The 23,829-nt window shown below is 53.5% G+C and carries 25 protein-coding genes; 13 read left to right on the top strand and 12 right to left on the bottom strand.

Annotated features, from left to right (window positions below; translation table 11 throughout):
• Positions 1-132 precede the first annotated feature (132 nt).
• The 3 genes from EBA_RS01760 to EBA_RS01750 are packed head-to-tail and all read right to left on the bottom strand — an operon-like array spanning position 133 to position 5,184.
• On the bottom strand, positions 133-3,204 hold the full coding sequence (locus tag EBA_RS01760) for an efflux RND transporter permease subunit (protein WP_192372655.1): 3,072 nt from the start codon (positions 3,202-3,204) through the stop codon (positions 133-135).
• Positions 3,201-4,349, bottom strand: coding sequence for an efflux RND transporter periplasmic adaptor subunit (locus tag EBA_RS01755; protein WP_225615846.1), 1,149 nt, complete (start codon positions 4,347-4,349; stop codon positions 3,201-3,203). Before EBA_RS01755 ends, EBA_RS01760 begins: the two co-directional genes overlap by 4 nt.
• 19 nt (positions 4,350-4,368) lie before the next feature.
• A complete protein-coding gene (locus EBA_RS01750; RefSeq protein WP_192372653.1) occupies positions 4,369-5,184 on the bottom strand; it encodes an oxidoreductase in 816 nt (271 codons plus the stop codon).
• 101 nt (positions 5,185-5,285) lie between these two features.
• On the opposite strand from EBA_RS01750, the gene EBA_RS01745 reads away from it, so the two are divergent.
• The gene (locus EBA_RS01745; RefSeq protein WP_192372651.1) at positions 5,286-5,732 is read left to right on the top strand and encodes a winged helix-turn-helix transcriptional regulator; all 447 of its coding nucleotides are present in this window, start codon (positions 5,286-5,288) and stop codon (positions 5,730-5,732) included.
• Between the two features lie 201 nt (positions 5,733-5,933).
• On the opposite strand, the gene pmbA is transcribed toward EBA_RS01745, so the two are convergent.
• From pmbA to EBA_RS01715, 6 genes are read right to left on the bottom strand one after another with little or no spacing between them, the layout of a single operon-like run.
• The gene (gene pmbA, locus EBA_RS01740; RefSeq protein ID WP_192372649.1) at positions 5,934-7,265 is read right to left on the bottom strand and encodes a metalloprotease PmbA; all 1,332 of its coding nucleotides are present in this window, start codon (positions 7,263-7,265) and stop codon (positions 5,934-5,936) included.
• Positions 7,266-7,320: 55 nt separating this feature from the next.
• Positions 7,321-8,760: a metalloprotease TldD gene (gene tldD, locus EBA_RS01735; protein ID WP_192372647.1), complete on the bottom strand. Its 1,440-nt coding sequence runs from the start codon at positions 8,758-8,760 to the stop codon at positions 7,321-7,323.
• A gap of 43 nt (positions 8,761-8,803) precedes the next feature.
• The gene (locus EBA_RS01730; RefSeq protein ID WP_192372645.1) at positions 8,804-9,268 is read right to left on the bottom strand and encodes a hypothetical protein; all 465 of its coding nucleotides are present in this window, start codon (positions 9,266-9,268) and stop codon (positions 8,804-8,806) included.
• Between the two features lie 2 nt (positions 9,269-9,270).
• A complete protein-coding gene (locus EBA_RS01725) occupies positions 9,271-10,137 on the bottom strand; it encodes a 23S rRNA (adenine(2030)-N(6))-methyltransferase RlmJ (protein ID WP_192372643.1) in 867 nt (288 codons plus the stop codon).
• Positions 10,138-10,175: 38 nt separating this feature from the next.
• Positions 10,176-10,526, bottom strand: coding sequence for a DMT family protein (locus EBA_RS01720; RefSeq protein ID WP_036278996.1), 351 nt, complete (start codon positions 10,524-10,526; stop codon positions 10,176-10,178).
• On the bottom strand, positions 10,523-11,770 hold the full coding sequence (locus EBA_RS01715; RefSeq protein ID WP_192372641.1) for a multifunctional CCA addition/repair protein: 1,248 nt from the start codon (positions 11,768-11,770) through the stop codon (positions 10,523-10,525). Before EBA_RS01715 ends, EBA_RS01720 begins: the two co-directional genes overlap by 4 nt.
• A 93-nt stretch (positions 11,771-11,863) precedes the next feature.
• Here EBA_RS01715 and EBA_RS01710 point away from each other — a divergent pair, with 93 nt between their 5' ends.
• From EBA_RS01710 to pqqE, 7 genes are all read left to right on the top strand, one after another.
• Entirely contained in the window at positions 11,864-12,652 is a 789-nt protein-coding gene (locus tag EBA_RS01710) for a sulfite exporter TauE/SafE family protein (protein WP_192372639.1), read from the top strand.
• Positions 12,653-12,806: 154 nt separating this feature from the next.
• Positions 12,807-12,881, top strand: a complete 75-nt coding sequence (gene pqqA / locus EBA_RS01705; protein WP_054760176.1) for a pyrroloquinoline quinone precursor peptide PqqA — start codon at positions 12,807-12,809, stop codon at positions 12,879-12,881.
• 109 nt (positions 12,882-12,990) lie between these two features.
• Positions 12,991-13,902 (top strand): pyrroloquinoline quinone biosynthesis protein PqqB, encoded by a 912-nt coding sequence (pqqB, locus tag EBA_RS01700; RefSeq protein ID WP_192372638.1) that lies wholly within the window; start codon positions 12,991-12,993, stop codon positions 13,900-13,902.
• A gap of 12 nt (positions 13,903-13,914) precedes the next feature.
• On the top strand, positions 13,915-14,643 hold the full coding sequence (pqqC, locus tag EBA_RS01695; RefSeq protein ID WP_192372636.1) for a pyrroloquinoline-quinone synthase PqqC: 729 nt from the start codon (positions 13,915-13,917) through the stop codon (positions 14,641-14,643).
• Between the two features lie 2 nt (positions 14,644-14,645).
• Positions 14,646-15,209: a Uma2 family endonuclease gene (locus tag EBA_RS01690; RefSeq protein WP_192372634.1), complete on the top strand. Its 564-nt coding sequence runs from the start codon at positions 14,646-14,648 to the stop codon at positions 15,207-15,209.
• Positions 15,210-15,242: 33 nt separating this feature from the next.
• Positions 15,243-15,515 carry a pyrroloquinoline quinone biosynthesis peptide chaperone PqqD gene (pqqD, locus tag EBA_RS01685; RefSeq protein WP_192372632.1) on the top strand — a complete coding sequence of 91 codons (273 nt, stop codon included), beginning with the start codon at positions 15,243-15,245 and terminating at the stop codon, positions 15,513-15,515.
• Entirely contained in the window at positions 15,493-16,617 is a 1,125-nt protein-coding gene (gene pqqE / locus EBA_RS01680) for a pyrroloquinoline quinone biosynthesis protein PqqE (protein WP_192372630.1), read from the top strand. Before pqqD ends, pqqE begins: the two co-directional genes overlap by 23 nt.
• 45 nt (positions 16,618-16,662) lie before the next feature.
• Here the strand turns inward: pqqE and msbA are convergent, their stop codons facing one another.
• On the bottom strand, positions 16,663-18,423 hold the full coding sequence (gene msbA, locus EBA_RS01675) for a lipid A export permease/ATP-binding protein MsbA (protein WP_192377135.1): 1,761 nt from the start codon (positions 18,421-18,423) through the stop codon (positions 16,663-16,665).
• A gap of 57 nt (positions 18,424-18,480) precedes the next feature.
• Between msbA and EBA_RS01670 the strand changes: the two genes are divergently transcribed.
• The 5 genes from EBA_RS01670 to EBA_RS01650 all read left to right on the top strand — a co-directional run bounded on the left by EBA_RS01670 (position 18,481) and on the right by EBA_RS01650 (position 23,225).
• Positions 18,481-19,605 carry a glycosyltransferase family 9 protein gene (locus tag EBA_RS01670; RefSeq protein WP_192372628.1) on the top strand — a complete coding sequence of 375 codons (1,125 nt, stop codon included), beginning with the start codon at positions 18,481-18,483 and terminating at the stop codon, positions 19,603-19,605.
• A gap of 87 nt (positions 19,606-19,692) precedes the next feature.
• Entirely contained in the window at positions 19,693-20,421 is a 729-nt protein-coding gene (locus EBA_RS01665) for a glycosyltransferase family 25 protein (RefSeq protein WP_192372626.1), read from the top strand.
• Between the two features lie 11 nt (positions 20,422-20,432).
• Positions 20,433-21,653, top strand: coding sequence for an O-antigen ligase family protein (locus EBA_RS01660; protein WP_225615842.1), 1,221 nt, complete (start codon positions 20,433-20,435; stop codon positions 21,651-21,653).
• Positions 21,646-22,395 (top strand): glycosyltransferase family 2 protein, encoded by a 750-nt coding sequence (locus tag EBA_RS01655; protein WP_192372624.1) that lies wholly within the window; start codon positions 21,646-21,648, stop codon positions 22,393-22,395. Before EBA_RS01660 ends, EBA_RS01655 begins: the two co-directional genes overlap by 8 nt.
• Positions 22,392-23,225 carry a glycosyltransferase family 2 protein gene (locus tag EBA_RS01650; protein ID WP_192372622.1) on the top strand — a complete coding sequence of 278 codons (834 nt, stop codon included), beginning with the start codon at positions 22,392-22,394 and terminating at the stop codon, positions 23,223-23,225. The genes EBA_RS01655 and EBA_RS01650 overlap by 4 nt, the downstream gene beginning before the upstream one ends.
• Here the strand turns inward: EBA_RS01650 and EBA_RS01645 are convergent.
• Both EBA_RS01645 and EBA_RS01640 read right to left on the bottom strand, forming a co-directional pair.
• Complete coding sequence (locus tag EBA_RS01645; protein ID WP_192372620.1) at positions 23,222-23,647, bottom strand: DUF2802 domain-containing protein; 426 nt, start codon at positions 23,645-23,647, stop codon at positions 23,222-23,224. The two genes, EBA_RS01650 and EBA_RS01645, sit on opposite strands and share 4 nt — an antisense overlap.
• Complete coding sequence (locus EBA_RS01640; protein ID WP_192372618.1) at positions 23,647-23,811, bottom strand: hypothetical protein; 165 nt, start codon at positions 23,809-23,811, stop codon at positions 23,647-23,649. The genes EBA_RS01645 and EBA_RS01640 overlap by 1 nt, the downstream gene beginning before the upstream one ends.
• Positions 23,812-23,829 lie beyond the last annotated feature (18 nt).

Raw genomic sequence — 23,829 nt, 5'->3', positions numbered from 1 at the left:
TACGCATTCCGTACCCTACCGCTATTCCTACTCCCCTCTTTGGAAAAGAGGGGCTGGGGGAGATTTTTCTAATAAATCCCCCTCGATCCCCTTTTTCAAAGGAGGAAGAATCGTTGACGAGATGGAAAGCCATTAGGTGAGGGCTTTACAACCTCCGTTCGCACGCTCCACCCTGAACCACGCCGCATACAACGCCGGCAGGAAGAACACCGTCAACACGGTTGCCACCGTCAGCCCGCCCATGATCGCAATAGCCTGTGGGCCGAAGAAATCGTTGCGCGACAACGGGATCATCGCCAGAATCGCCGCCGCCGCGGTCAGCATGATTGGCCGGAAGCGCCGCACCGTCGATTCGACGATGGCCGACCAGGTGTCGAGTCCCGATTTTTCATCCTGATCGATCTGATCCACCAGAATCACCGAGTTGCGCATGATCATGCCGGCCAGCGCCAGAATGCCCAGCAAGGCCACAAAACCGAACGGCGCCCTAAACAACAGCAAGCCGAAGGCCGCGCCGATCACGCCCAGCGGCGCGGTGCTGAACACCATGAACGTCCTGGACAGATTCTGCAACTGCATCATCAACAAAATCAGCGTGACGATCAGCACCAATGGAATCCAAACCAGAATCGACTTCTGCGCGTTCACCGCGTCTTCCTTGGAGCCGCCGGTTTCGATGAAATAACCGGCCGGCAGGCTGTCCTGTATCGGTTTAAGTTTCGGGACGATTTCCGCCGCCACGTCTGGGGCCATCTTGCCGTCGGCCACGTCGGCGCGCACCGAGATGGTTGGAAAGCGGTTACGCCGCCAGCGCACGCCGTCCTCGAATACGGTCTCGAACTTGACGAACTGGGACAGCGCTACCGACTTGCCATTGGCGGTGCGCACCGCGACATCCGGCAATTCGTCGGCGGCGCTACGCAATTCGGGACTGGCCCGCCAGACGATGTCTATCAATTTATCCTGTTCGCGCAATTGCCCGACCGGGATGCCGCTGTAATGCGCCTGTAAGGCTTGCGACAGGCTGGCCGTCGACACACCCAGGGCCCGCGCCTTGTCCTGATCCAGCATCAGTCGGAACGACGGCATGCGGTCATGCCAGTCGTCGTTGACGTCGACGGTGCCGGGATGGTTTCGCACGACCTCGGCCACCCGCTCGGCAATGCCGCGCACGATGTTGGGATTTTCGCCGAGCACCCTGAACGCCAACGGATAATCCATCGGCGGCCCGACATTCAGGCGCTTGACCCGGCCCCTGACATTCGGGAAATCCGTCTCCAGAATCTGCCGGACGCGCTGCATCACCCGTTCGCGCGCCTGGTTATCCTTGGTCATCACCACCAATTCGGCCAGATTGGTATTCGCCAATTGCTGCACGATCAACATGAAAAACCTCGGTGTGCCGCTGCCAACATAGCTGGCGACGTGTTCGACGTCCTCGTCCTTGGCTAACAGCTCTTCCATGCGTTTGGCGGCGGCTTCGGTTTGCTCGAAGGCACTGCCTTCCGGCAGCCAAAGATTGACGATGACTTCCGGCCGGTTGGACAGCGGGAAAAACTGTTCGGGGACATGAGTTAAAGCCACGACGCCGAGACCGAACAAGGCCAGCGTGGCGACGATCACTTTCTTACGGTGCGCGACACAGGCATCAACCCAACGCCGCAAACGATTGTAGAACGGCGTATCGAACAAATCGTGGATCGGGCCGTCGGCGTTGGCATGCACTTTGAGGATCAAGAATCCCAGATACGGGGTGAACACCACCGCGCCTATCCAAGACAGTATCAGCGAAATGCCAACTACCTGAAAAATCGCCACGGTATATTCACCGGCCGAGGATTGCGCCAGACCAACCGGCAGGAAGCCGGCGATGGTGATCAAGGTACCGGTCAGCATTGGAAAGGCAGTGGCAGTATAAGCATAGGTCGCGGCGCGCATCCGGTCCCAACCTTCTTCCAGCTTGCGGGCCATCATCTCGACGGCGATCATCGCATCGTCCACCAGCAGGCCTAGCGCCAGAATCAAAGCGCCCAAGGAAATCCGTTGCAAATCGATGCCGCAAAGCAGCATGACCAATAAGGTCGCGGCGAGCACCAGCGGCACGGTCAGCGCGACCACGGACCCGGTGCGCCAGCCCAGGCTCAAAAAGCTGACCACCAACACGGTCGCCAGCGCCTCAAAAAAGGTTTGGCCGAATTCCGCCATCTGGTTTTTCACCACACGCGCTTGATTGGCGACTTGCTCCACGTCCATGCCTAACGGCAACTCATTTTTGATGCCGGCCAACGTGTCGTCCAAGTTTTTTCCCAGGGCGATCACGTTGCCTTTCTTGTTCATCGTCACGCCGAGGCCGAGCGCCGGTTTGCCGTTGAAACGCATCTTGAATTCGGCGGGATCGACGTAGCCGCGCATCACCTGGGCGAAATCCTTGACCTTGAAGGTGCGATTAGCGATGCGCACCGCCATATTGGCGACGCTGTCTTCCGAGTCGAACGAGCCGGTCAGGCGTATCGGCAGATTGCGCTGCGGGGAATATACCGTGCCGGCCGGCGCCATGGCATTCTGCGCCTGCAAGGCATGGGCAACCGCCGCCGTATCCAGGCCTAGTTCGGCCAGCTTTTTATCGGAAAACTCGACGAAAATCTTTTCGTCCTGCACGCCGATCAGATCGACCTTCTCGACATCCTTGACCCGCAACAGCTGTTGGCGCACCGAATCGGCCGCCAATTTCAGATCGGTATAATTAAAGCCTTCGCCGGAGAAGGCGTAAATCAGGCTATAGGTATCGCCGAATTCGTCGTTGAAAAACGGCCCTATGCTGCCGGGCGGCAGCGTCATGCGGATATCGTCGACCTTCTTGCGCACCTGATACCAAAGCTCGGGAATCTCCTTGGGCGGCGTATCTTCGCGCGGCGTGATGAAAATCACCGATTCGCCGGGTTTAGAATAGCTGCGCAGATAATCCAGGTCGGGCAGCTCCTGGATTTTCTTTTCCAGCCTGTCGGTCAACTGCTGCTCGACTTCCAAAGCGGTGGCGCCGGGATAGAGGGTTTTAACGACCATGATCCGGAACGTAAACGGCGGATCTTCCTGCTGGCCCAGCATGTGATAGGCGAACACCCCGCCGAGCACCACCAATGCCAGCATGAAACCGGTGAAAGAGCGATGGTTTAGCACCCATTCGCTGAGGTTGAATGCTTTCATAGTTGTCCCTCTTTTGCACCATGCTTAGCCAAGGCATTTTCTTCCGGCAAGCGGACAGCCTGACCCTCGGCCAGACGTTGCACGCCGGCGCTGACCAGCAATTGGCCGGGGGTTACGCCATCGACGACAATGCGTTCGCCAGGCTGCGTTTCGCCCAAGCGAACCGGCACGGCTTTGACCGTGGCAGCCTGCTCGTCGATCAGCCACACGGCGGGATGATCGGGCTGGTTTTGCGGGGTATAGACGGCGGACAGCGGGATGGCGATGCCGGAAGCGGTGTTTGCTGCGATATGAACGGTTGCCGTCATCCCCAGTTGTGCGGCATCCAGGCCTTCCAGCAAGCTGGCTTTGACCCGGTAAGTACGGCTGGCCGGGTCGGCGGCCGAGGCGATCTCGCGGATTCTGGCCTTGAGCGGCCGTTCGTCGCCGGCCCACAACGAGACATTAACGGCTTGTTGGTTCTTGATTTCCGATAGCCGATGCTCGGGCACGTCGAGATGGATTTCCTTTTCGTCGAGCTGGGCCAGCGTCACCACGGCCTGGCCTGCCGCCAACACCTGTCCTGCCTCGACAGCCAAGGCCGTGACCACGCCGTCGCGGTCGGCATGCAATTCGGTATAGCTCAGCTGATTATTCGCTTCAGCCAATTGCGCTGCCAACGCCGCGGTCCGCTCCCGCGCGGTGGTATAGGCGGTTTCGTGCCGTTCGAACTCCGGCGGGCTGATGACTTGTTGAGCCAACAGTTCGCGGTATCTCGTCAGATCGTCGCGCAGGAAATTGCTGTCGGCCTGGGCGGCAGCCAGTTGAGCCTTAAGGCCCTGCACGGCGAGGCGGTAATCGTTGCCATCCAAAGTCGCCAGCAGTTGGCCTTTACGCACGGAGTCGCCAACATCCACTTTCCGTTCCAGCAGTTTACCGGCCACCCGGAAGGATAAGGCGGTCTCGATTCTGGCCCGAACTTCCCCGGCAAAGCTCATAACACCGACCGCAGCGGTGTCGTCGATTCGAAACACCTTTACCGGTCTGGAAACCACTTGTGTTTGTTTATCTTGATCACTGCATCCGGCGCTTATCATCAGCGGTAGCAACAATCCGGCCAGAAGCCGGCCCTTAGTCGTCATGGAATTCTGCGATAAATGACTCATGTCGTTATCCTTCCATTATTCAGGCTATTGGCAGCTGGTTAAACTTGCGCAAGCTCTTGTCGACCAGTGCTTCCGGGAGGAAACGGCGTAGAAAACGTACTTGGCTTGCTTGTTTTCCGGCGGTATAGCGCCTTTTGGGAACCGTGGCAGTCGCTGCTTTCAACACCGCGTCGGCGACCACGTCCGCTGCGTCCCCCGCATTCACGCCATTGCGCATGACCACTTCCATGCCGGCACGCACTGAGTCGTAGACTTCCAGCGGCTGATCGGGCTTGGTTAGACTGGCTTCGAACGCGGTGCGGGTATATCCCGGTTCAACCAGTACCACCCGGATGCCGAAGCTGCGCAGCTCGTGGTCCAGCGATTCGGAATAGCCCTCGACCGCATGCTTGGTCGCGGCATACAGCGCGTTGTAAGGAGCCGGGATAAAACCAAGGGCTGAGCTGATATTGACGATTCTGCCTTTTCCTTGGTTGCGCATGGTCGGCAGTACGGCATTGGTCACTCGCGTGATGCCGAACACGTTGACGTCGAACAAGGCTTGAGCCTGCGCGGTGGACGACTCTTCCGCGCCGCCGAGCAAGCCGACGCCGGCATTATTGACCAGCAGATCGATGCGGCCGGTCTGTTGCAAGACCTCGGTAACCATGTTGTTTACCGACGCCTCGTCGGTCACGTCGCAGTTCAGCATCGTGATGCCGTCGGCGCATGCAGCCGTCTTACGGCTGGTGCCGAATACGCGGTAACCCGCTTGTTGCAGGGCCTTGGCCGTTACCAGGCCTATGCCCGAGGATGCACCGGTGATCAACGCTACGGCATGTTCTTTACTGTTCATATCAAGTCTCCCATGGGGTGGATTGTCTATCGCTTAAGTGTTACTATCATTTCGAAAGCAATGTTACTATCAAAATGAAACTTAGTCACTACTAAAAACGTATGAACGAGAAAAATAATTGCGCCGACCCTTGTCCGATTGCTCGTTGCCTGGCTTTTCTTGGCGACACCTGGAGCCTATTGATTCTAAGGGACGCCCACATTGGCCTGACACGCTTCGACCAATTTCGGAAAAGTCTTGGCATCGCGCCGACGATTCTGACCCGGCGCTTGGCGACGTTAACTGAGGAAGGAATATTGGAAAAGCGGCTCTATTCGGAGCGTCCGCCGCGCGAGGAGTATGTGTTAACGGCCGCCGGCCGCGACTTTCTGCCGGTGCTTATGATGATTGGCGCCTGGGGAATCCAGTATCGGGGCGATGTTCCGTCGGTGCGTATCCAGGATGTTGAAACGGGAAAGGATATTCAACCGGTGGCGATCGACGCGGTCACGGGAGCTAGAATCGGGACGCGCGCGCTACGCTTTGTGATGCCCGAAAGCGATGGATAACACTATGGCTTAACCAAATATCACAGCTAATGAGAAATGGTGCGCTGGAGGAATACTAAGGAGAGTTTCGGAAAAACTGACACATGCATCAAGGCGCTCTTGCGCCTTGATAACCTTGCCAATCTCAAGCAAAGGCTGATTAGCTGCTTTTGAGTTTACGCACAGGAATCGAGTTATTTTGAAGCCTCAGCCAGTGAATCTCTACTCACCGGCAATCGCCATCTGCTCCAGCAAAATCGAGCCAACCCGGATATTGCCGCGCAGATCTACATCGTTGCCGATGGCGACGATATTCCGCAGCATGGACTTTAAGTTGCCAGCAATGGTGATTTCTTGCACGGGATACTGCATCACACCGTTTTCCACCCAAAATCCAGACGCGCCACGCGAATAATCACCAGTCACCCGGTTTACGCCCTGCCCCATCAGCTCGGTTACCAACAAGCCGGTGCCTAGCAGTTTCAGCATACCGGCAAAATCGTTATTACCGGGATCAACGGTCAGATTGTGCACGCCGCCGGCATTGCCGGTGGTTTGCATGCCCAGTTTGCGCGCCGAGTAGGTGCTGAGTACATACGATCTTAAAACACCCTCACTGACAATATCCCTGGCCTTAGTTGCTACACCTTCCGAGTCATAACTGGCGCTGCCCAGTGCACCGCGCAGTAAGGGTTGCTCATGAATACGCACGAAATCCGGCATGATTTGCGTATCCAGCGTATCCAATAAAAACGAGGATTTGCGATATAAACTGCCGCCGCTAATCGCGCCTATCATCGCGCCGATCAAGCCGGACGCCATTTCCGACGCAAATAACACCGGACATTGGCGGGTGCTGAGGCTACGGGCATTCAGGCGACTAACTGTGCGTTGCGCGGCTTTTTCACCCACTTGCTGCGCCGATTCCAGGCCCGCCGCATGGCGCGCGACGCTGTACCAATAATCGCGCTGCATGGCATCGCCGCTACCGGCCAGTACCGAACAACTTAGAGAATGCCGACTAGACTGGTAGCCCTGCAAAAAGCCCAGCGAATTACCAAAGACCCGGGTGCCTTGATGCGTATTCACGGAAGCACCTTCGGAATTGTTAATCACCTTATCGTAGCCGCGCGCGATGTTTTCGCATTCGATGGCGATGTTGATGGCTTGTTCGGCATCAATATCCCACGGATGATTTAAATCCAGATCCGGAAATTCGGTTGCCAGTAATTCGGCATCGGGCAAGCCGGAATAGGCATCGTCGCTGGCATAACGGGCAATACTACACGCGGCCTTGACGGTTTCCTTCAGAGAGTCTGCGGAAATATCGTTGGTGCTGGCCGAGCCTTTTTTCTGGCCGAAATAGACAGTGACGCCTATGCCTTGATCGCAGTGATATTCGACGGTTTCCACTTCCCCCAAACGTGCGGACACTGACAGGCCGTTATCAACACTGAATGCCGCTTCGGCGCCACTGGCGCCTTGTTGTTTGGCTTCGTCCAATAACTGTTGAACGACATTTTTTAAGCGATTAATTTCTTCCTGATTTTGCACGGTAAGTCTCTTAGAATTCGATTGCATGTGTGGGCCGACGCATCGACCCGAGGCATTAAACGCTGGTGCCACCAACGGTCAAACCGTCGATTTTCAAGGTGGGCTGGCCGACGCCAACCGGCACGCTTTGTCCGTCTTTGCCGCAAGTGCCGACGCCGCTATCCAGGGTCATGTCGTTGCCGACCATCGATACTTTGGTCAACACGTCCGGACCATTCCCAATGAGCGTCGCGCCTTTCACAGGGCGGGTAATTTTGCCATCTTCGATCAGATAGGCTTCACTGGTGGAAAACACAAATTTGCCGGAAGTAATATCCACCTGGCCGCCGCCGAAGTTACGGGCGTACAAGCCCTTTTTAACCGAGCGGATAATTTCTTCCGGATCGCTCTGCCCCGGTAGCATGTAGGTGTTGGTCATGCGCGGCATCGGCAAGTGCGCATACGATTCGCGTCTACCGTTGCCAGTGGGTTTGACGCCCATCAAGCGCGCATTGAGTTTGTCCTGCATATAGCCTTTTAAAATACCTTTTTCGATCAACACGGTATTTTCGGTGGGGGTACCTTCGTCGTCGATATTCAAGGAACCGCGCCGTCCGACCAAAGTGCCGTCGTCGACCACGGTGCATAAATCCGAAGCCACCCGCTCGCCGACTCTGCCACTAAATGCTGAAGTACCTTTGCGGTTAAAATCGCCTTCCAAACCGTGTCCGATGGCCTCGTGCAACAAGATTCCCGGCCAACCCGGACCCAACACCACGGTCATATTGCCGGCCGGCGCTTCTTGGGCTTGCAAATTAACCTGAGCTAAACGCACCGCTTCGCGGCCATATTCAAATGCCCGGTCGTTTTCCAGAAAAAAGCTGTAATCGCTACGCCCGCCGCCGCCCATACTGCCTTGCTCTCGGCGACCGTTTTCGACCATAATCACCGTCACGTTCATCCGCACCAAGGGCCGCACATCGGCCGCCAAAGAACCGTCTTGATTGGCAATCAGCACACTGTCATAGGCGGCAATCAGGCTGACCATCACTTCTTCGATACGACTGTCCAATTTGCGGGTTTCGCTGTCGACGCGCTTCAATAAATCGATTTTTTCTTGGTCGGCCAAGGACTTTAAGGGATTGAGCGGTTGATAGAGCGGCGGCCAGCTTTTGGCGGCTTCGATCTGGCGTTGCGCCTGCTGTCCTTGTCTGACGATGGCTTTGACGTTGTTGGCGGCTTCCAGCAGAATCGGCAATTCGATGCGATCACTGTAAGCAAAGCCGGTTTTGTCACCGCTCACTACTCGCACGCCGGCGCCGTGCTCTATGGAGTGGCTGCCTTCCTTGATAATACCGCCCTCCATGGACCACGATTCGAAATGGCTGGACTGAAAATAGATATCGGCAGCATCGACGGGTACGCTAAGCAGCGCCGCCATCACCCGGTCTACGTCTTGGGTTTGCAGGCCATTGACGGCAAGAATGGATTGGGTAACTTGTTCTAGTAATGGCATAAGAAAATTAAAAATAAAACGGTTTCGTCAGGGATGCGCACAATCACATCACGAAAAATGAAGCGATATAGGCAACGGCCAAGGCAGTGACGGCAAGAGTCACTTTGTTCCTTATGGTAAGCGAGAGCCAATACAACTCTAATTCGGTTTGCCGCCGCACCCAAGTATTAAGCGACCATTGCTTAATAGCTGCCCAAAGCCGGGGCACAAATTTCGAGAGCTTATAAAAACCAAACCAGGCAATCGTCAACAAAATATAAAACGTCACCACTTGGCTACCGTGGCGGTCAGACTCGAATAAATACTCGATGATTTCGCCGATATCCAAAACATGGAATACCAATTCGACGGCTTCTTCAATGCCTAATTCGACGTATTCGAAGGCCACATGAAATCCTTCGAACAGCAAGTGCATGAACTCACCCAGCACTTCCAGCGTCACATCGTACATGACGGCAGCAAGTACCACAAAACCGACGATGATCAAGTCGAGATTCTTTCTAATCATTGCTAATTCCTTACCGCACTCGCCGATATTGACTCAGGCACCTGCCAGTCAACTTTCCAATGCCCCCGACCAGCGGCCAAGGCTTGATTCAAGCAAGGTAACAGCGCTTCCGCTTGAGTATCCAACTGCCAAGGCGGATTGATGATCACCATGCCGGAACCGGTCATACCACGACCTGGGCCGTCATCGGCTACGCAATGCTCGATCCGCAACTGGCGAGGAATGCCGGTTTGCTCCAATCGCTGCATAAAGTTTTCGGTCGCCGCCCGGTCGATAACCGGATACCACAGCACGTAGACGCCGGTAGCGAAGTGTTTGTATGCGGACGTCAAAGCCGCAACGATTTTTTTATATTCGTCGCGCATTTCATAACTGGGGTCGATAAAAATCAAGCCGCGCTTTTGGATAGGCGGCAATTTCTTGCTTAAGTTTTGCAAACCGTCTTCCTTAGCGACACTAACCTGCTTGTCGCCGGCAAATAATTGCTGCAGGGCTTCGACATCGCTGCTATGCAATTCCGACAATACTAATCGATCTTGCGCTCTGGCCAAGCGCTTGACCAATTGCGGCGAGCCGGGATAACGCACCAATTGCCGACCGGTATTTTCCGCGCGTACCGCAGACAGATAATCTTTCAATTCCGGAGGGGCATTCTCACGCTCCCATAGCCTGGCTATGCCTTGTTGGTATTCGCCGGTTTTTTGGGCAAACTCGGATTTAAAGGAATATTTACCGGCGCCAGCGTGGGTATCGATGTAAACAAAAGGCTTATCTTTCTGCTTTAGGGCATTGATCGCCAATGTCAGCAGACTGTGCTTTAACACATCGGCAAAATTGCCGGCGTGGAACCCGTGGCGATAACTAAGCATACTGTGTATCCATTTGTATTATTCCAATCTGCTCAAGCTCAGCTCAATTTGGCTCTGAACATAAAAAACACCGCGCCCAGCAAACATAAGCCGGCCCAGAGATAATCCAGTTTCAACGGCTCTTTCATGTAATAAACCGAGAAGGGTACGAATACGCTCAGCGCAATCACTTCTTGCATGATTTTCAGCTGAGCAACGCTGCACTGCGTGTAACCGATACGATTGGCTGGCACTTGTAGCAGATATTCGAACAGGGCTATGCCCCAACTGACGAATGCGGCCAGCAGCCAGGGTTTGTTATTCAATTCCTTCAGGTGCGCATACCAGGCAAAAGTCATAAACACATTGCTGCAAATCAACAAACCGGCGGAGATCAGGATGGCGTTCATGCTGACTCTGTTGTTAAATGTTGATAACCTTGTTTGTAATCGCTTACGGCCTGGACACGTAGCTTATGGATGGCAATGCCGATCTGCGGGCCTTGCAAGCCTTTAAGCAAAACCGCCGAGGTATCGACAGTTGCGGCTACCATTGCCGCCGAGCGAATGTAATCGGCTTGCGGATAAGGCCGATCTTCAAATCCGGTCCGCCCACGGGCATCGGCTTCGCAAGCTTGTAAAAACTCATCCAAGCGACTATCGGGCTTAAACGCGCCGATGGCTTGCAGCATATCGATCAAGGTATCCGCGCGCAATTCCAAAGCTCTATGGCAATGGGTGTGATATTGCATGACCTGGACACACAACAATTTAAAACTATTCGGCACTCGCAGTCTTTGGCACAACTTAGCCAGCACCGGCAAACCTTTTTGCTCATGCCCGTGGTGACTGGGCCAATGCTGACTTGGTGTCAAGGCCTTGCCTAAGTCGTGCAACAAGGCCGCCAAGCGGACCTCGGCCTTCTCGGAAAGCCGCGTGGCCTGGGCCAGCACCATCAAGACATGTACACCGGTATCGATTTCCGGGTGATGTTTCTCCGGCTGCGGTACGCCAAATAAAGCATCGACCTCCGGAAAAATCACCCGCAACGCGCCGCAGTCTCTCAATACTTGAAAAAATGCCGCCGGCGACCGCTCCAATAAGGCTTTATGCAACTCCGCCCATACCCGTTCGGCGACCAGAAAATCGGTTTCGCCAGCCAGGACCATCTCCCTCATCAGCGCCTGGGTTTCCTCGGCCACAATAAACCCCAAATGGGCATAACGGGCCGCAAAGCGAGCGACACGCAAAATTCGCACCGGATCTTCGCTAAAAGCCGGAGACACATGGCGCAGGATACGATTTTCCAAATCGCGTCGCCCGTGAAACGGGTCAAACAGCTCGCCGTTAGCATCCATCGCCATCGCATTGACGGTTAAATCGCGGCGCAGCAAATCTTCCTCCAAGGTCACATCGGAGTCGGCATGAACCGCGAAACCTTTATAGCCAGGGGCTGTTTTGCGTTCGGTACGAGCCAAGGCATATTCTTCATGATTGCCCGGATGCAAAAATACCGGAAAGTCTTTGCCAACGGGCCGAAAACCCGCAGCCAGCATGCTGTCGGCAGTCTCACCGACCACCAGCCAGTCACGCTCCTTAACCGGATAATCCAGCAAACGGTCGCGAACTGCGCCGCCGACCAGATACGTTTTCATGCCTTACCCACTCGCCTGCTAAATGGACCAAAAGACACAGTATAAATGAGTCGCTATCATAGTGCTTTGCTTATTCCCCAGCCATTATTCATCATGACGGAAATTTTTTTAGCCAGCCTTTTACTGGGCATTTTTGCCGGCGTTTGCGCTGGCTTGTTCGGTATAGGCGGCGGTGCCTTGATCGTGCCGGTACTGGCCTTGCTATTCCAGGCTCAGCAGTTCCATCCCGAACAAATCATGCTGATTGCCGTCGCCACCTCATTGGCAACCGCGATATTTACATCGGCGGCCTCGGTGCGCACACACCACAAACTAGGAAACATCGACTGGCGACGGGCAAAACATTTAGCCCCAAGCATGCTGCTGGGCGCAGGCGGCGGCGCAGTGCTGGCCGAATACATCAGCGCGGATTTACTACGCTGGTTTTTCGTTACCTATCTAATTTATACCTGCGCGCAAATGGCCATACCCAAGCGAACAAAAGTTTCATATCATCCTGCCAAGCAGTTTTTGGACTACCCGTTGGGTATGCTGATCGGTGTGCTGTCGGCGATATTGGGCATAGGCGGCGGCACGATGACGGTGCCTTACCTAGTGAACAACGGCCTGATCATGAAAAACGCGGTCGCCACCTCCAGTACCTGCGCAATACCTATCGCCCTGGCGGCTGCAACCAGTTATGCCATATTGGGCTGGCACGACAATCAATTACCGGTTGGCAGCTTAGGTTATCTATACCTCCCGGCCTTTGCCGGCATTGTCCTGACCAGTATGTTTACCGCACCTTTGGGTGCCAAATTGGCACACCGTTTACCGGCACAAAAATTGAAGCGTTACTTCGCGATTGTGCTGTTGGCGCTTGCGCTGAAAATGGCTTGGTAAGCCAGGGAACTTATGTGCCGCGACATAGCTCGAACGGCTGTTAGTTCCGGCTTGATTGCTCTGTTGCGCAAAGAAAAACTTCATCGTATACTTCTGCGCAGCTTTCTCGATCAAGCTATCGCACACAACAACAAAACCTTTGGAGGGTATATAAATGAAATGGGAAACACCAGCTTACAATGACATGCGTTTCGGTTTTGAAGTTACGATGTACATCTACAACCGTTAATCCTTAGGGTTGACGATAAAAAAGGGGCATTTTCCTGCCCCTTTTTTTTGCCTGGCGTTTTTGAATCCCGTATCATGCCTCGCTCGTTCACCAACACCCTAAAGCGAACATGAAAATAAGAGTTCTCGGCGCCGGCGCCGGTGGCGGTTTTCCGCAATGGAACTGCAACTGCGATAATTGCCGACGCTTGCGTAACGGCCAATTCAATGGCAAGGCCCGCACCCAATCGTCGATTGCGATCAGCACCGACAACCGCAACTGGCTGCTGTTTAACACTTCGCCCGACATCCGCGCCCAACTGGAAGCGTTTCCGGCGATTCAGCCCAAAGAAGGCATCCGCGATACCGGCATCAAAGCCGTGCTACTGATCGATAGCCAAATCGACCACACCACCGGCATGTTGATGCTGCGTGAAGGCAAACCCTTGAACGTGTATTGCACCGAGATGGTCAAGCAGGATTTGACTACGGGCTTTCCGCTTTTCAATATGTTGAAAGACTATTGCACCGTCAATCATCATCCGATTGCCTGTGACGAAACCCCGTTCGAGATTCCTGGCATAGACGACATTCGGATTTATGCCCATGCTTTGAAAAGCAAGGCACCGCCTTATTCGCCGCACCGTCACGACCCGCACGATGGCGACAACATCGGCGTGATCGTCGAGCAGATTTCCACCGGCAAAAAACTGTATTACTCACCGGGCTTGGGCGAAATCGAACCGCATGTATTTAACGCCATGCAAGCGGTCGACTGCCTGATGGTGGACGGCACCTTCTGGACCAACGACGAAATGGTTACCCGCGGCATCAGCCACAAACATGCCCGCGAAATCGGCCACTTGCCACAATCCGGCCCCGGCGGCATGATTGAAGTGTTGAATGGTGTACCCAAGGCCCGGAAAATTTTGATTCATATCAACAACACCAACCCGATTCTCGACGAAGATTCGCCGGAGCGTAAAACCCTGGATGCCAACGGCATCGAAGTGGCTTACGACGGACTGGAAATTGACTTATAAAAAAGGTGTTACATGACTGCTGATAATCAACCCTGGAGCCGCGAAGAATTTGAAGCCAAGCTGCGCGGCATGGAAAAGTTCTACCACATTCATCATCCGATGCACACGCTGATGAATGAAGGCAAACTAACCAAGCAGCAACTGCAAGGCTGGGTCGCCAACCGCTTTTATTACCAGGTGATGATCCCGATCAAGGACGCCAACATCATGGCCAACTGCCCGGACCGCGAAACCCGCGCCAAATGGGTACAGCGCATTCTGGACCACGACGGCCATCCCGGCGATCCTGGCGGCATCGAGGCTTGGATCCGCTTAGGCATCGCAGTGGGTCTGACGCGTGAAGAAATAACCTCGCTAGAACACGTACTGCCCGGCGTACGTTTTGCCGTGGATGCCTACGTCAATTTCGCCCGCCGTGCGGAATGGCACGAAGCTGCCAGCTCCTCATTGACGGAACTATTCGCCCCGAAAATTCATCAACAGCGCCTGGACAACTGGCCCGACGTCTATCCCTGGGTCGAACAAGAGGGTTACACTTACTTCCGCAAACGCCTGACCGAAGCCCGTCGCGATGTGGAACACGGCTTGGAACTGACGCTGGACTGGTACAAAACTCGCGAACAACAGGAACGGATGGTGCAAATTCTGAAATTTAAACTGGATGTATTGTGGAGCATGGCCGATGCGATGTATCTGGCCTATGTCGCCGACATGCCGCCTTATTTCAACATCGGAAAATAGCGATGCAAACCGCCGAGCGACTTCATTTTAGTGCAGAGGATTATCTGGCTTGGGAAGAAACTCAGGCCGAAAAGCACGAATTTGTCGCCGGCGAGGTGTTTGCCATGGTTGGCGCAAGGCAGGATCACGTCGTTGTCAGTCTGAATATCGCGTCCGCCTTGAAACAACGCTTACGCGGCACGCCTTGCCGGCCTTATATCGCAGATTTGAAATTGAAAGTCGAAGCAGCCGACGCGTTTTTTTACCCTGACGTGATGGTATCCTGCGATCCCGGTGACTTGGGCAACCAACAATATATTTCCAACCCAACGCTGATCGTCGAAGTTCTATCCGACTCGACCGCTGCTTACGACCGCGGCGGCAAATTCGCTGCCTACCGCAAACTCGCGTCGTTACAAGAATACCTGATCGTCGACATCGACGCGCGCCGCGTCGAGTGCTTCCGCCGCACAGCCGAAAACGATTGGCTACTACACGACTACGTAGGCGAAGTCGATTGCCAACTGCACAGCTTGAGCATCAGCTTGCCGCTAGCGGAAATTTTTGAAGACATCGAAATTGCTTGATTCGCCAGCCGTTTGCTTAAACACCGGAACTCTATGACCATCTCCCCCGATCAACTTATCCAATTCTCACCCCTGCACAGGCTGCAATGGGAAGAAGCCCAGCAAAAATACGTGATTCTGTACCCGGAAGGCATGGTCGAGTTAAACCAAAGTTCGGCGGAAATACTCAAGTTATGCGACGGCAGCAGGCTGCTGGCACAAATCGTCACCGACTTGGAGGAGAAATTCGCCACGTCCGGCCTGACCAACGACATCACTAACTTTTTGAACGTGGCATTACAAAATGGCTGGATCAGACAAGCTTAATATCACCCCGCCGCGCTGGTTACTGGCGGAACTGAGCTACAAGTGCCCGCTGCAATGCCCCTATTGCTCCAATCCGCTGGATTACGCCAAATACCCGAATGAATTGAGCACGGACGATTGGAAACAGGTATTAAGTCAGGCGCGCAAAATGGGTGCGGTGCAGCTGGGTTTTTCCGGCGGCGAACCGCTGACTCGCCAGGACTTGACCGAATTAGTCGGTTACGCGCGCGAATTGGGTTATTACTCCAACCTAATCACTTCCGGCTATGGATTGACTGAAGAAAAAATCGTCGAATTAAAGCAAGCCGGTTTAGACCACATCCAGATCAGTATCCAAGCCAGCACCCAGGAGCTGAACGATCATATCGCCGGCACCGCTACCTACCAACACAAACAGAATGTGGCGAGACTGATTAAAAAACACGGCTATCCGATGGTGCTGTGCGTCGTGATTCATCGCGAAAACATTCACCAAATGCCGCAAATTCTGGAAATGGCCGAAAACCTAGGCGCCGATTATCTGGAACTGGCCAACACCCAATATTACGGCTGGGCCCATTTGAATCGCGACGCGCTGCTGCCAACCAGGGAACAATTCGAAGAAGCGGAAAAAATTGCCCAGGCATATAAAGAAAAAGTCGCCGGCAAGATGAAGATTTATTACGTGGTGCCTGATTACTACGAAGACAGGCCAAAAGCCTGCATGAACGGCTGGGGCACCACCTTTTTGACTATCGCCCCGGACGGCACCGCACTGCCCTGCCATTCGGCACGCGAACTGCCCGGTCTGGATTGCCCGAATGTCAAGGATTTCAGCATTGAGGAAATCTGGAACGAATCGAAAACCTTCAACTTCTTCCGCGGCACCGAGTGGATGCAGGAGCCTTGCCGCAGTTGCGACGAGAAACTCAAAGACTTTGGCGGCTGCCGCTGCCAGGCCTTCTTGTTCAACGGCGACATGTACAGCACCGACCCGGTGTGCAGTAAATCCCCGGAACGGCATAGAATCGACACCGCGATCAATTCGGCGCGCGAACTAGCGCTGTCCGATCAAGAAAAGCCGCTGGTGTTTCGCAACAGCAAAAACTCCAAACAATTTTAAACACCTCTCTCAACCGGCGGATCATCGGAGCCACCGGTTGACACATCACTCCTGAGCCGATTGTTCGACCGATTTTGTCTGTCCGACATCCTGAAACTGCATCTTATGCAATTTGGCATACGCCCCGTCACGGGCCAACAGTTCGCGATGGGAACCTTCCTCGACTATCCGGCCTTTGTCCATCACCAGGATGACGTCAGCGCTTTCTATGGTGGACAAGCGATGCGCCACCACCAAGGTGGTACGGCCTTGCATCACCCGATTCAACGCCGCCTGAATGTAGCGCTCCGATTCGGTATCCAGCGCCGAAGTAGCTTCATCCAGAATCAAAATAGGCGCGTCTTTCAACAAGGCCCGCGCCAAGGCTAAACGCTGGCGCTGCCCGCCGGACAGCTTGACGCCGTTCTCACCGATTTCGGTTTCCAGGCCTTGCGGCATTTTGCTGATAAAGTCCATCGCATAAGCATCGATGGCGGCCTGCTCTATCTGCTCTCTGGCCGCGCCTTGTAAGGCGCCATACGCGATATTATTCGCGACGGACGCATTGAATAAGGTGACGTTCTGCGTGACCAAGGCGATCTGCCGGCGCAAACTATCCAATCGGTAGCGTTTTAACGGCACGCCATCGATCAAAATCTCGCCCTGCTCGTAGTCGTAAAAACGCGGCAACAGATTAATCATCGTGCTTTTACCGCCACCCGAAGCCCCCACCAAGGCTACGGTCTGACCGGGTTCGATTGTCACATTGATGCTATTCAAGGCCGGGGTTTCACTGCCGGGATAGCTAAAACTGAGATTTTTGAATTCGATGCGGCCCTGGCTACGCTCAACCTGATAATCGCCGCCGTCGATTTCGGCCGGCTCGTCCAACACTTCGAACAAAGACTCGGCAGCGGCAATACCCCGCAAAATCTCGGAATTGGCATCGCTCAATTGCCGAATCGGTTTCGGCAGCAAGAACGCCGCGGTAAAAAAGCCGACAAATTCACCCGGACTGGACGACTTCATCATGATCAAGGCCAAATACATCATGCCGGCCAATGCGAAGGAAATGACCAATTGCATCAACGGGTTATTCAGGGATACCGTCATAATCAGCTTGCGGTACTGGGTGCGGTTATCCAGGCTGGCGGCTTTAAAGCGCTGCCTCTCATAATGTTCGCCGCCAAAACTTTTCACAATCCGATTTCCAGCCACCATTTCCGAGGTGATATGCGTCAAGTCACCCACGGTATCTTGCATATTTCGGCTCAGGCGTTTCAGGCGTTTTCCAACGTAACGCACCATAATCGCCACCACCGGTGCTATCGCCAAAAACACCAAGGAGAGTTGCCAGTTGGTATACGCCAGATAACCCAGCAAGCCCACGGCTGTAAAACCCTCTCGTACGAAAGAACGAATCGAATCGGAGGTGGCGCGGGTGACTTCGCCGATGTTATTGGTAATCCGCGAAATCATGTAGCCGCTGTTATGCGCATCGAAATATTGCACAGACAAGCGGGTGTACTGGTTAAAAATCTCGCAACGCAGTTTGTGAATCAAATTGCCGGAAATTCGCGCCAGATAGTAGTTGCCCAAAAACGAGCCGATACCGCGCACCAAAAACAGCACCACGAAGGCCAGTGGCAAGTATTGAATGTCGCTCCGATCAGGCGCGCCAAAGCTGTCGATGATGCGCTGAATAATCATCACCACCGCCGGCTCGGTGGCGGCGTAAATCGCAAAACCGATGGCGCAGACTATAAATAAACGCCAATACGGCACCACAAACGCCAGCAACCGCTTGTAAACCTGGCCGTCCGTCATTGTTTTGCGCGAATTTTCTAACGTGTTCAATACTGTTTACCTTTAAAATGTAAGCCCATGTTGATTAGCCAGCGCTCCATGCCCAAGCCAAAACCGCTCAATATACAACCTAAACGCATTTTGGTGATAACGCTACGTTATCTGGGCGATACGCTACTGGTTACCCCACTAATCTCGTCACTGAAGCACGCCTATCCGGAAGCGGAAATCGATGTCCTGTTACCGGCAAGTAATGCGGGGATGCTGGAAGGTAATCCCGACATTCAGCGCTTGATTACAGTAGCAGGCAAACCCGGCGGCATGGCTTTCGGCAAATTGTTGCTAAGTTTATTTCGCCGATACGATTTAGCCATTTCCACGCAAGCAGGCGACCGGCCCACGCTAAGTGCGCTGATAGCTGGCAAGACCAGCATCGGCTTTGTACCCGACGATGCCGCTAAGGCTTGGTGGAAAAAAGCGCTGCTAAACCGTTGGCTGGTATTTGGTGCGGATTACGGACACGCCGTATTGGAAAATTTGCGCTTCTGTGCACTGCTCGAAATTGCACCTTGCTATCGTCTGACCCCACCACACAGTACGATTCCCCTACCGACAATCGCCAAGCCCTACGCCGTACTGCATATTATGCCGCAATGGCGCTATAAACAGTGGCATGCCCAGGGCTGGTGCGAACTCATCGCCTTTTTAGACCAGCGAGGTGTTAAAGTCGTATTGACCGGCAGCGGCAACCCTAGCGAACTGGAGGCTCTGCGAGAATTACAGCAACAACTGCCAGCAGATGTGATCAATCTTGCCGGCCAACTTTCACTGGCGCAATTGTCGGCATTGATTAGCGATGCTAAATTATTTGTAGGTCCCGACACCGGCATCACCCACCTGGCGGCGGCCACCGGCACGCTGACTTTTGCTTTATTTGGCCCCACTGCCCCCCAGAAATGGGCGCCCTGGCCGCATGGATACAGTGAGAATAAAGCGCCTTTCGCGTCTCGCGGCTCAGGCCGCGTCCATAATGTCTATCTGCTGCAAGGCCAAACCGAACAAAACTGCCTACCCTGCCAATTGGAAGGTTGCGATAGGCACCGCGAAAGCCACAGCACCTGCCTCGATCAGTTATCCAGTGACCGGGTAATCGACGTAATCGCGAAGACATTGCAAGCCAGACAAACCTCAAAATCAGCTTGAATACTGCTTAACAGTCAGAACGAAGATGTTATTTTCCGCGAAACCGCCGATAATCGCCGCTTTTGAAGGCAACCTACACACATTCGCATGATGGATTCGCTAAGCCTTGACCAGATTTTTGTTCTGAATGTCAAAAAGTTCAGTCAACGCCGAATGTTCATGGAACAACAGTTGAGCGAAGTTGCCCTATCGGCGGAGTTTATTTTTGACTGGGACATAGAAGACTTGACAGCCAGCGTGTTAAATGAGTATTTCCGTGACGACCATCATCTGACTGCGGCTCAGCAATCTTGTGCGTTGAAGCATGTGGCGGCCTTACAGAAAATTGCGGACGGTAATGGCCAAGGTTTCTGTTTGGTGCTTGAAGACGACGCGGTGTTCAGCAAGGATCTTCAGCTCGGTTTACAGCGAGCGCTTAGTCAGAGCGGGCAATTTCCCGGCGACAAAGTCATCTACATCGGTTCCGGCGGTAATTTTTTTACGCCCAAGAGTCAGCGCAAACCGGATCAATACCTTTATCTCGGGCATCGCGGTCGCTTTGCCGACTCCTATTTGATCGATGCCAGTACCGCTCGCTGGCGACTGGACTGGATTAAAGCTCACAAAATCGCCGCACCGATTGACAATCAGTTCGAAAAAATCGACAAACAGCTCGGCATTCAAATGATTTGGCTGGAAGATCCTGTCATCGAACAAGGCAGTAAAAACGGTCTGTTCAAAAGCGCTTTGGAAGCCGATCCGCCCACCTGGCTGAAAGGACTGTTTTTCCGCTGGGAAAAACTCAAGCGTAAATACATCTACCAGCTGTGGCGCTGAGGATTCAGAGGATGTTTGCAAACCCCGCCATTTCCGAGAAATCGCTCAATCTTTGCCGCTGGATGACCATCATCGCAGCCATCGCCGCGCCCATTTCCACTGCTATTGCAAGCATAGCCAGCGTGGCATTGCTGGTATTCTGGCTACTTTCCGGCCAGGCAGTGCAGACCCTTAAGTTATCCTGGCAACAGCCTGTCGGAAAAATGATCATGCTATTCTTTGCTTGGTTAATCATCGGCACGCTTTACACCGAAACAGACTGGCACAGCAAATTGGAAACATTATCCAGCTGGAAAAAGTTGCTATATGTGTTCCTGCTAATCGGCATTTTTCAGCAACAGGCTTGGCAAAAACGGTTTGTCTACAGCTATTTCATCGCCATGGTTGGAGCTGGCATTATCGCCATACCACTTTGGGCATTCGATCTTGTAGTGAGACAAGACCATGAAGTCGGCATTTTCATGACCAATCATGCCACACAGAGCACTGCTTTTGTAGCGGCCCTGCTCTGCGCTATCTTCCTCGTGCAGGAACCCCTCGCCCCCCGCCAGAAATATGCGGTTTGGGCAGGAATAGCCATCTTTCTATTCAATATTTTCTTCGTTAGTACGGGTAGAAGTGGCTATTTAGCCTTACCCATCGCCGCAGTTTTTGCATTTGGCTCAATATATGGTTACAGCAAGCTACCGCAGATTATTGGGGTAGCCGCTATTGTGTTAGTGGCATTTGGCCTTAGTTCCAGCACATTGCAAGAACGATTCAAACTGGCTTGGGACGAACAAGCCAGTTATCAGAGCAGCAAGGATTTGACGTCAGTAGGTATTCGGGTGATTTTTTATCAAAACACCTTAGAGCTCATTGAGAAAGCGCCTTGGTTTGGGTACGGCACCTCATCGTTCAAACCGACCTATAGTAATTATGCCTCTGCCAAAAGCCAGGGATGGCAGGGTACCAGTACCAGCGATCCGCATAATCAATACCTGTTTATTTGGCTGGAAAACGGCTTGGTCGGCTTGCTGCTGTTCTTCGCTTATATTGTCGTCGCATTGCGCCAGGGTATGAATAACAAGCCCTACGGGCCGATTGCCGCTAGTTTTTTGGTGGCTATTTGTGCTTCAAGCCTGTTCAACTCGCATTTCAAAACTTTTGCCGAAGGCTATCTGCTGGCGTTTTTTCTCGGCGCGTTGCTAAGTCATCCTGCCGATTCCACCCTTCGCCAGGCCAATGCTTAGCGTTATCGTCATCACCAAAAACGAGGCGCAACATATCGGCCGCTGTCTGGCATCGGTTGCTTGGGCCGATGAAATCATCGTTCTAGACTCCGGTAGTAGCGACGATACCGTCGCAATTTGCCGACTATTTACCGATAAAGTATTCATCACCGACTGGCCCGGATTTGGCCCGCAAAAGCAGCGGGCATTGGATAAGGCTAGTGGCGAATGGGTGCTGTCTATCGATGCCGACGAAGAAATTGGACCGGCATTAAAGGATGAAATACAGCACGCCATGCAGAAGAGCGAGGCACATGGCTTTGAGATCCCCCGCTTATCCAGCTACTGCGGCAAGCAAATCAAACATGGCGGTTGGTGGCCGGATTATGTGTTAAGACTGTTTCGCCGCGATGCCGGGCAATTCAACAGCGAAGTCGTGCATGAGCGTATTGAAGTTAAGGGGACTATCCATCAGCTTAACAATCCAATCTTGCATGAAGCCTTCGTAGACCCGGCAGAGGTGCTGCATAAGATCAACACTTATTCCTCTCTGGGCGCCGAGAAACTGTTTACTAACGGTAAGCGCGCCAGCTTGGGTAAAGCCATTGGCAAAGGCCTGTGGACGTTCATCCGCACTTACTTCATCCAGGCAGCCATTTTGGACGGCGCGGAAGGCCTGATGCTTGCCATATCCAACGCCGAGGGTAGTTATTACAAATACCTGAAACTACGCGAGCTTTGCCGTACAGCAGCAAGCAAATGAACGGCTTGATCTCGGTCATCGTCACCACCTATAACTGGCCGGACGCGCTTTCCGCTTGTTTGCTCGCACTATTGGCTCAGCAAGATCGCCGTTTTGAAATCATCGTCGCCGACGACGGCTCCGGCACTGCAACGCAGGAACTGATCAAAGACTTTATCGAAACCTGCGAAATTCCGTTGCGGCATATTTGGCATGAAGATAAGGGGTTTAGGGCCGGCACTATCCGTAACAAGGCAGTTGCCGCCAGTCGCGGCGATTATCTGCTATTTATGGACGGCGATTGCGTCGCGCTACCGGATTTTATTAGCCATCATCGACAACTGGCTGAAACCGGTTATTTCGTTCCGGGCAACCGGCTGTTATTGAGCGAGTGTTACACCTCGCAGGTATTGCGGCAGAAAATACCGCTGCATGAACAGTCACATGGCTTTTTTTTATTGCAACGACTGCAAGGCCGCATCAACCGTTTGTTGCCTTTACTGTATTTACCGCTGCACAGCTGGCGTTATCGGCAACCGCAGAATTGGCAAAAAGCCATGACCTGCAATCTGGCGGTCTGGAAAGACGATTTTCTGGCAGTTAACGGGTTTGATGAAGCTTTCGAAGGCTGGGGATATGAAGACTCGGATCTGGTGATCCGTTTGATTCATTACGGCGTCAAACGCAAAGAGGGCCGCTTCGCGGTACCCGTTTTACATCTTTGGCACCGGCATAACGACAGAAGCCAACACGATGAGAACTATCAGCGTTTGTTACAGCGAGTTGCCGATAGAACGATGATTCGCGCGGACCTGGGCGTCAGTCAATATTTGAAAACGAACTGTAGCTAACCCAAACCGGTACGCTTGCTGCCGCCATGTAAGCGCATCAACAAAACCGCTTCGTCACGGGTTAAACCGCAATCCCTGACCAGCGCCTCAATGCCAACCCCGCTGCGGATTTTTTGGATCACATCTTCATAGCCGCTTGCGGGAATAGCCTCTGCAGGGGTTACGCTGGTCACGGTGGTTTGCCGTTGAGTATTGACTTGATCCACAATGCTATTTAAGCGCGAGTCGTTAACAGCCAGCCGCCGATCCACAGCCACAGCGGCGGAACAAAGGCCGGCTACGTCCTCGTTGCTACGCTGTACCCGCTCTTCAAGGAGTTGAAATTGCTGTTTTAGTGTTTGCTGCTGGCGCAATAACCAAACTATCATCGCTAAGATAAATACGACTACCCCCGCCAAAACCAGCATTAAATATTCGTTCATCACACTATTTCGTCAACGTGCTCGGCTGGCTGCTTATCGTTTTTGCTTTGGTCGGGTTTGGTTTGCGGTTGTTTTCGCGGAGGGCGTTTTTCACGTTCTTCCCGCTCCACCTTGTATATCGTGTGCACAGGTGAAAAAGGCGTGATCGGTGTTATCTCGGTCATATTGCACCTCGCTCGCAT

The sequence above is a fragment of the Methylomonas albis genome, from assembly GCF_014850955.1.
In the GTDB taxonomy this organism is placed as follows: domain Bacteria; phylum Pseudomonadota; class Gammaproteobacteria; order Methylococcales; family Methylomonadaceae; genus Methylomonas; species Methylomonas albis.
Note: the sequence above shows the minus strand (reverse complement) of the source record. Positions and strands in the feature narration are given on the sequence as shown.

Coding starts and splice junctions, on each gene's coding strand:
- EBA_RS01720 (WP_036278996.1), bottom strand. CDS start 10,526: ATGAACGCCATCCTGATCTCCGCCGGTTTGTTGATTTGCAGCAATGTG.
- EBA_RS01665 (WP_192372626.1), top strand. CDS start 19,693: ATGATGGATTCGCTAAGCCTTGACCAGATTTTTGTTCTGAATGTCAAA.
- pqqB (WP_192372638.1), top strand. CDS start 12,991: ATGAAAATAAGAGTTCTCGGCGCCGGCGCCGGTGGCGGTTTTCCGCAA.
- EBA_RS01715 (WP_192372641.1), bottom strand. CDS start 11,770: ATGAAAACGTATCTGGTCGGCGGCGCAGTTCGCGACCGTTTGCTGGAT.
- EBA_RS01760 (WP_192372655.1), bottom strand. CDS start 3,204: ATGAAAGCATTCAACCTCAGCGAATGGGTGCTAAACCATCGCTCTTTC.
- EBA_RS01710 (WP_192372639.1), top strand. CDS start 11,864: ATGACGGAAATTTTTTTAGCCAGCCTTTTACTGGGCATTTTTGCCGGC.
- EBA_RS01750 (WP_192372653.1), bottom strand. CDS start 5,184: ATGAACAGTAAAGAACATGCCGTAGCGTTGATCACCGGTGCATCCTCG.
- EBA_RS01725 (WP_192372643.1), bottom strand. CDS start 10,137: ATGCTTAGTTATCGCCACGGGTTCCACGCCGGCAATTTTGCCGATGTG.
- EBA_RS01755 (WP_225615846.1), bottom strand. CDS start 4,349: ATGAGTCATTTATCGCAGAATTCCATGACGACTAAGGGCCGGCTTCTG.
- EBA_RS01640 (WP_192372618.1), bottom strand. CDS start 23,811: ATGACCGAGATAACACCGATCACGCCTTTTTCACCTGTGCACACGATA.
- pqqE (WP_192372630.1), top strand. CDS start 15,493: ATGGCTGGATCAGACAAGCTTAATATCACCCCGCCGCGCTGGTTACTG.
- EBA_RS01690 (WP_192372634.1), top strand. CDS start 14,646: ATGCAAACCGCCGAGCGACTTCATTTTAGTGCAGAGGATTATCTGGCT.
- EBA_RS01660 (WP_225615842.1), top strand. CDS start 20,433: ATGTTTGCAAACCCCGCCATTTCCGAGAAATCGCTCAATCTTTGCCGC.
- pqqC (WP_192372636.1), top strand. CDS start 13,915: ATGACTGCTGATAATCAACCCTGGAGCCGCGAAGAATTTGAAGCCAAG.
- EBA_RS01645 (WP_192372620.1), bottom strand. CDS start 23,647: ATGAACGAATATTTAATGCTGGTTTTGGCGGGGGTAGTCGTATTTATC.
- msbA (WP_192377135.1), bottom strand. CDS start 18,423: ATGACGGACGGCCAGGTTTACAAGCGGTTGCTGGCGTTTGTGGTGCCG.
- EBA_RS01670 (WP_192372628.1), top strand. CDS start 18,481: ATGTTGATTAGCCAGCGCTCCATGCCCAAGCCAAAACCGCTCAATATA.
- EBA_RS01655 (WP_192372624.1), top strand. CDS start 21,646: ATGCTTAGCGTTATCGTCATCACCAAAAACGAGGCGCAACATATCGGC.
- EBA_RS01650 (WP_192372622.1), top strand. CDS start 22,392: ATGAACGGCTTGATCTCGGTCATCGTCACCACCTATAACTGGCCGGAC.
- EBA_RS01730 (WP_192372645.1), bottom strand. CDS start 9,268: ATGATTAGAAAGAATCTCGACTTGATCATCGTCGGTTTTGTGGTACTT.
- EBA_RS01745 (WP_192372651.1), top strand. CDS start 5,286: ATGAACGAGAAAAATAATTGCGCCGACCCTTGTCCGATTGCTCGTTGC.
- tldD (WP_192372647.1), bottom strand. CDS start 8,760: ATGCCATTACTAGAACAAGTTACCCAATCCATTCTTGCCGTCAATGGC.
- pqqD (WP_192372632.1), top strand. CDS start 15,243: ATGACCATCTCCCCCGATCAACTTATCCAATTCTCACCCCTGCACAGG.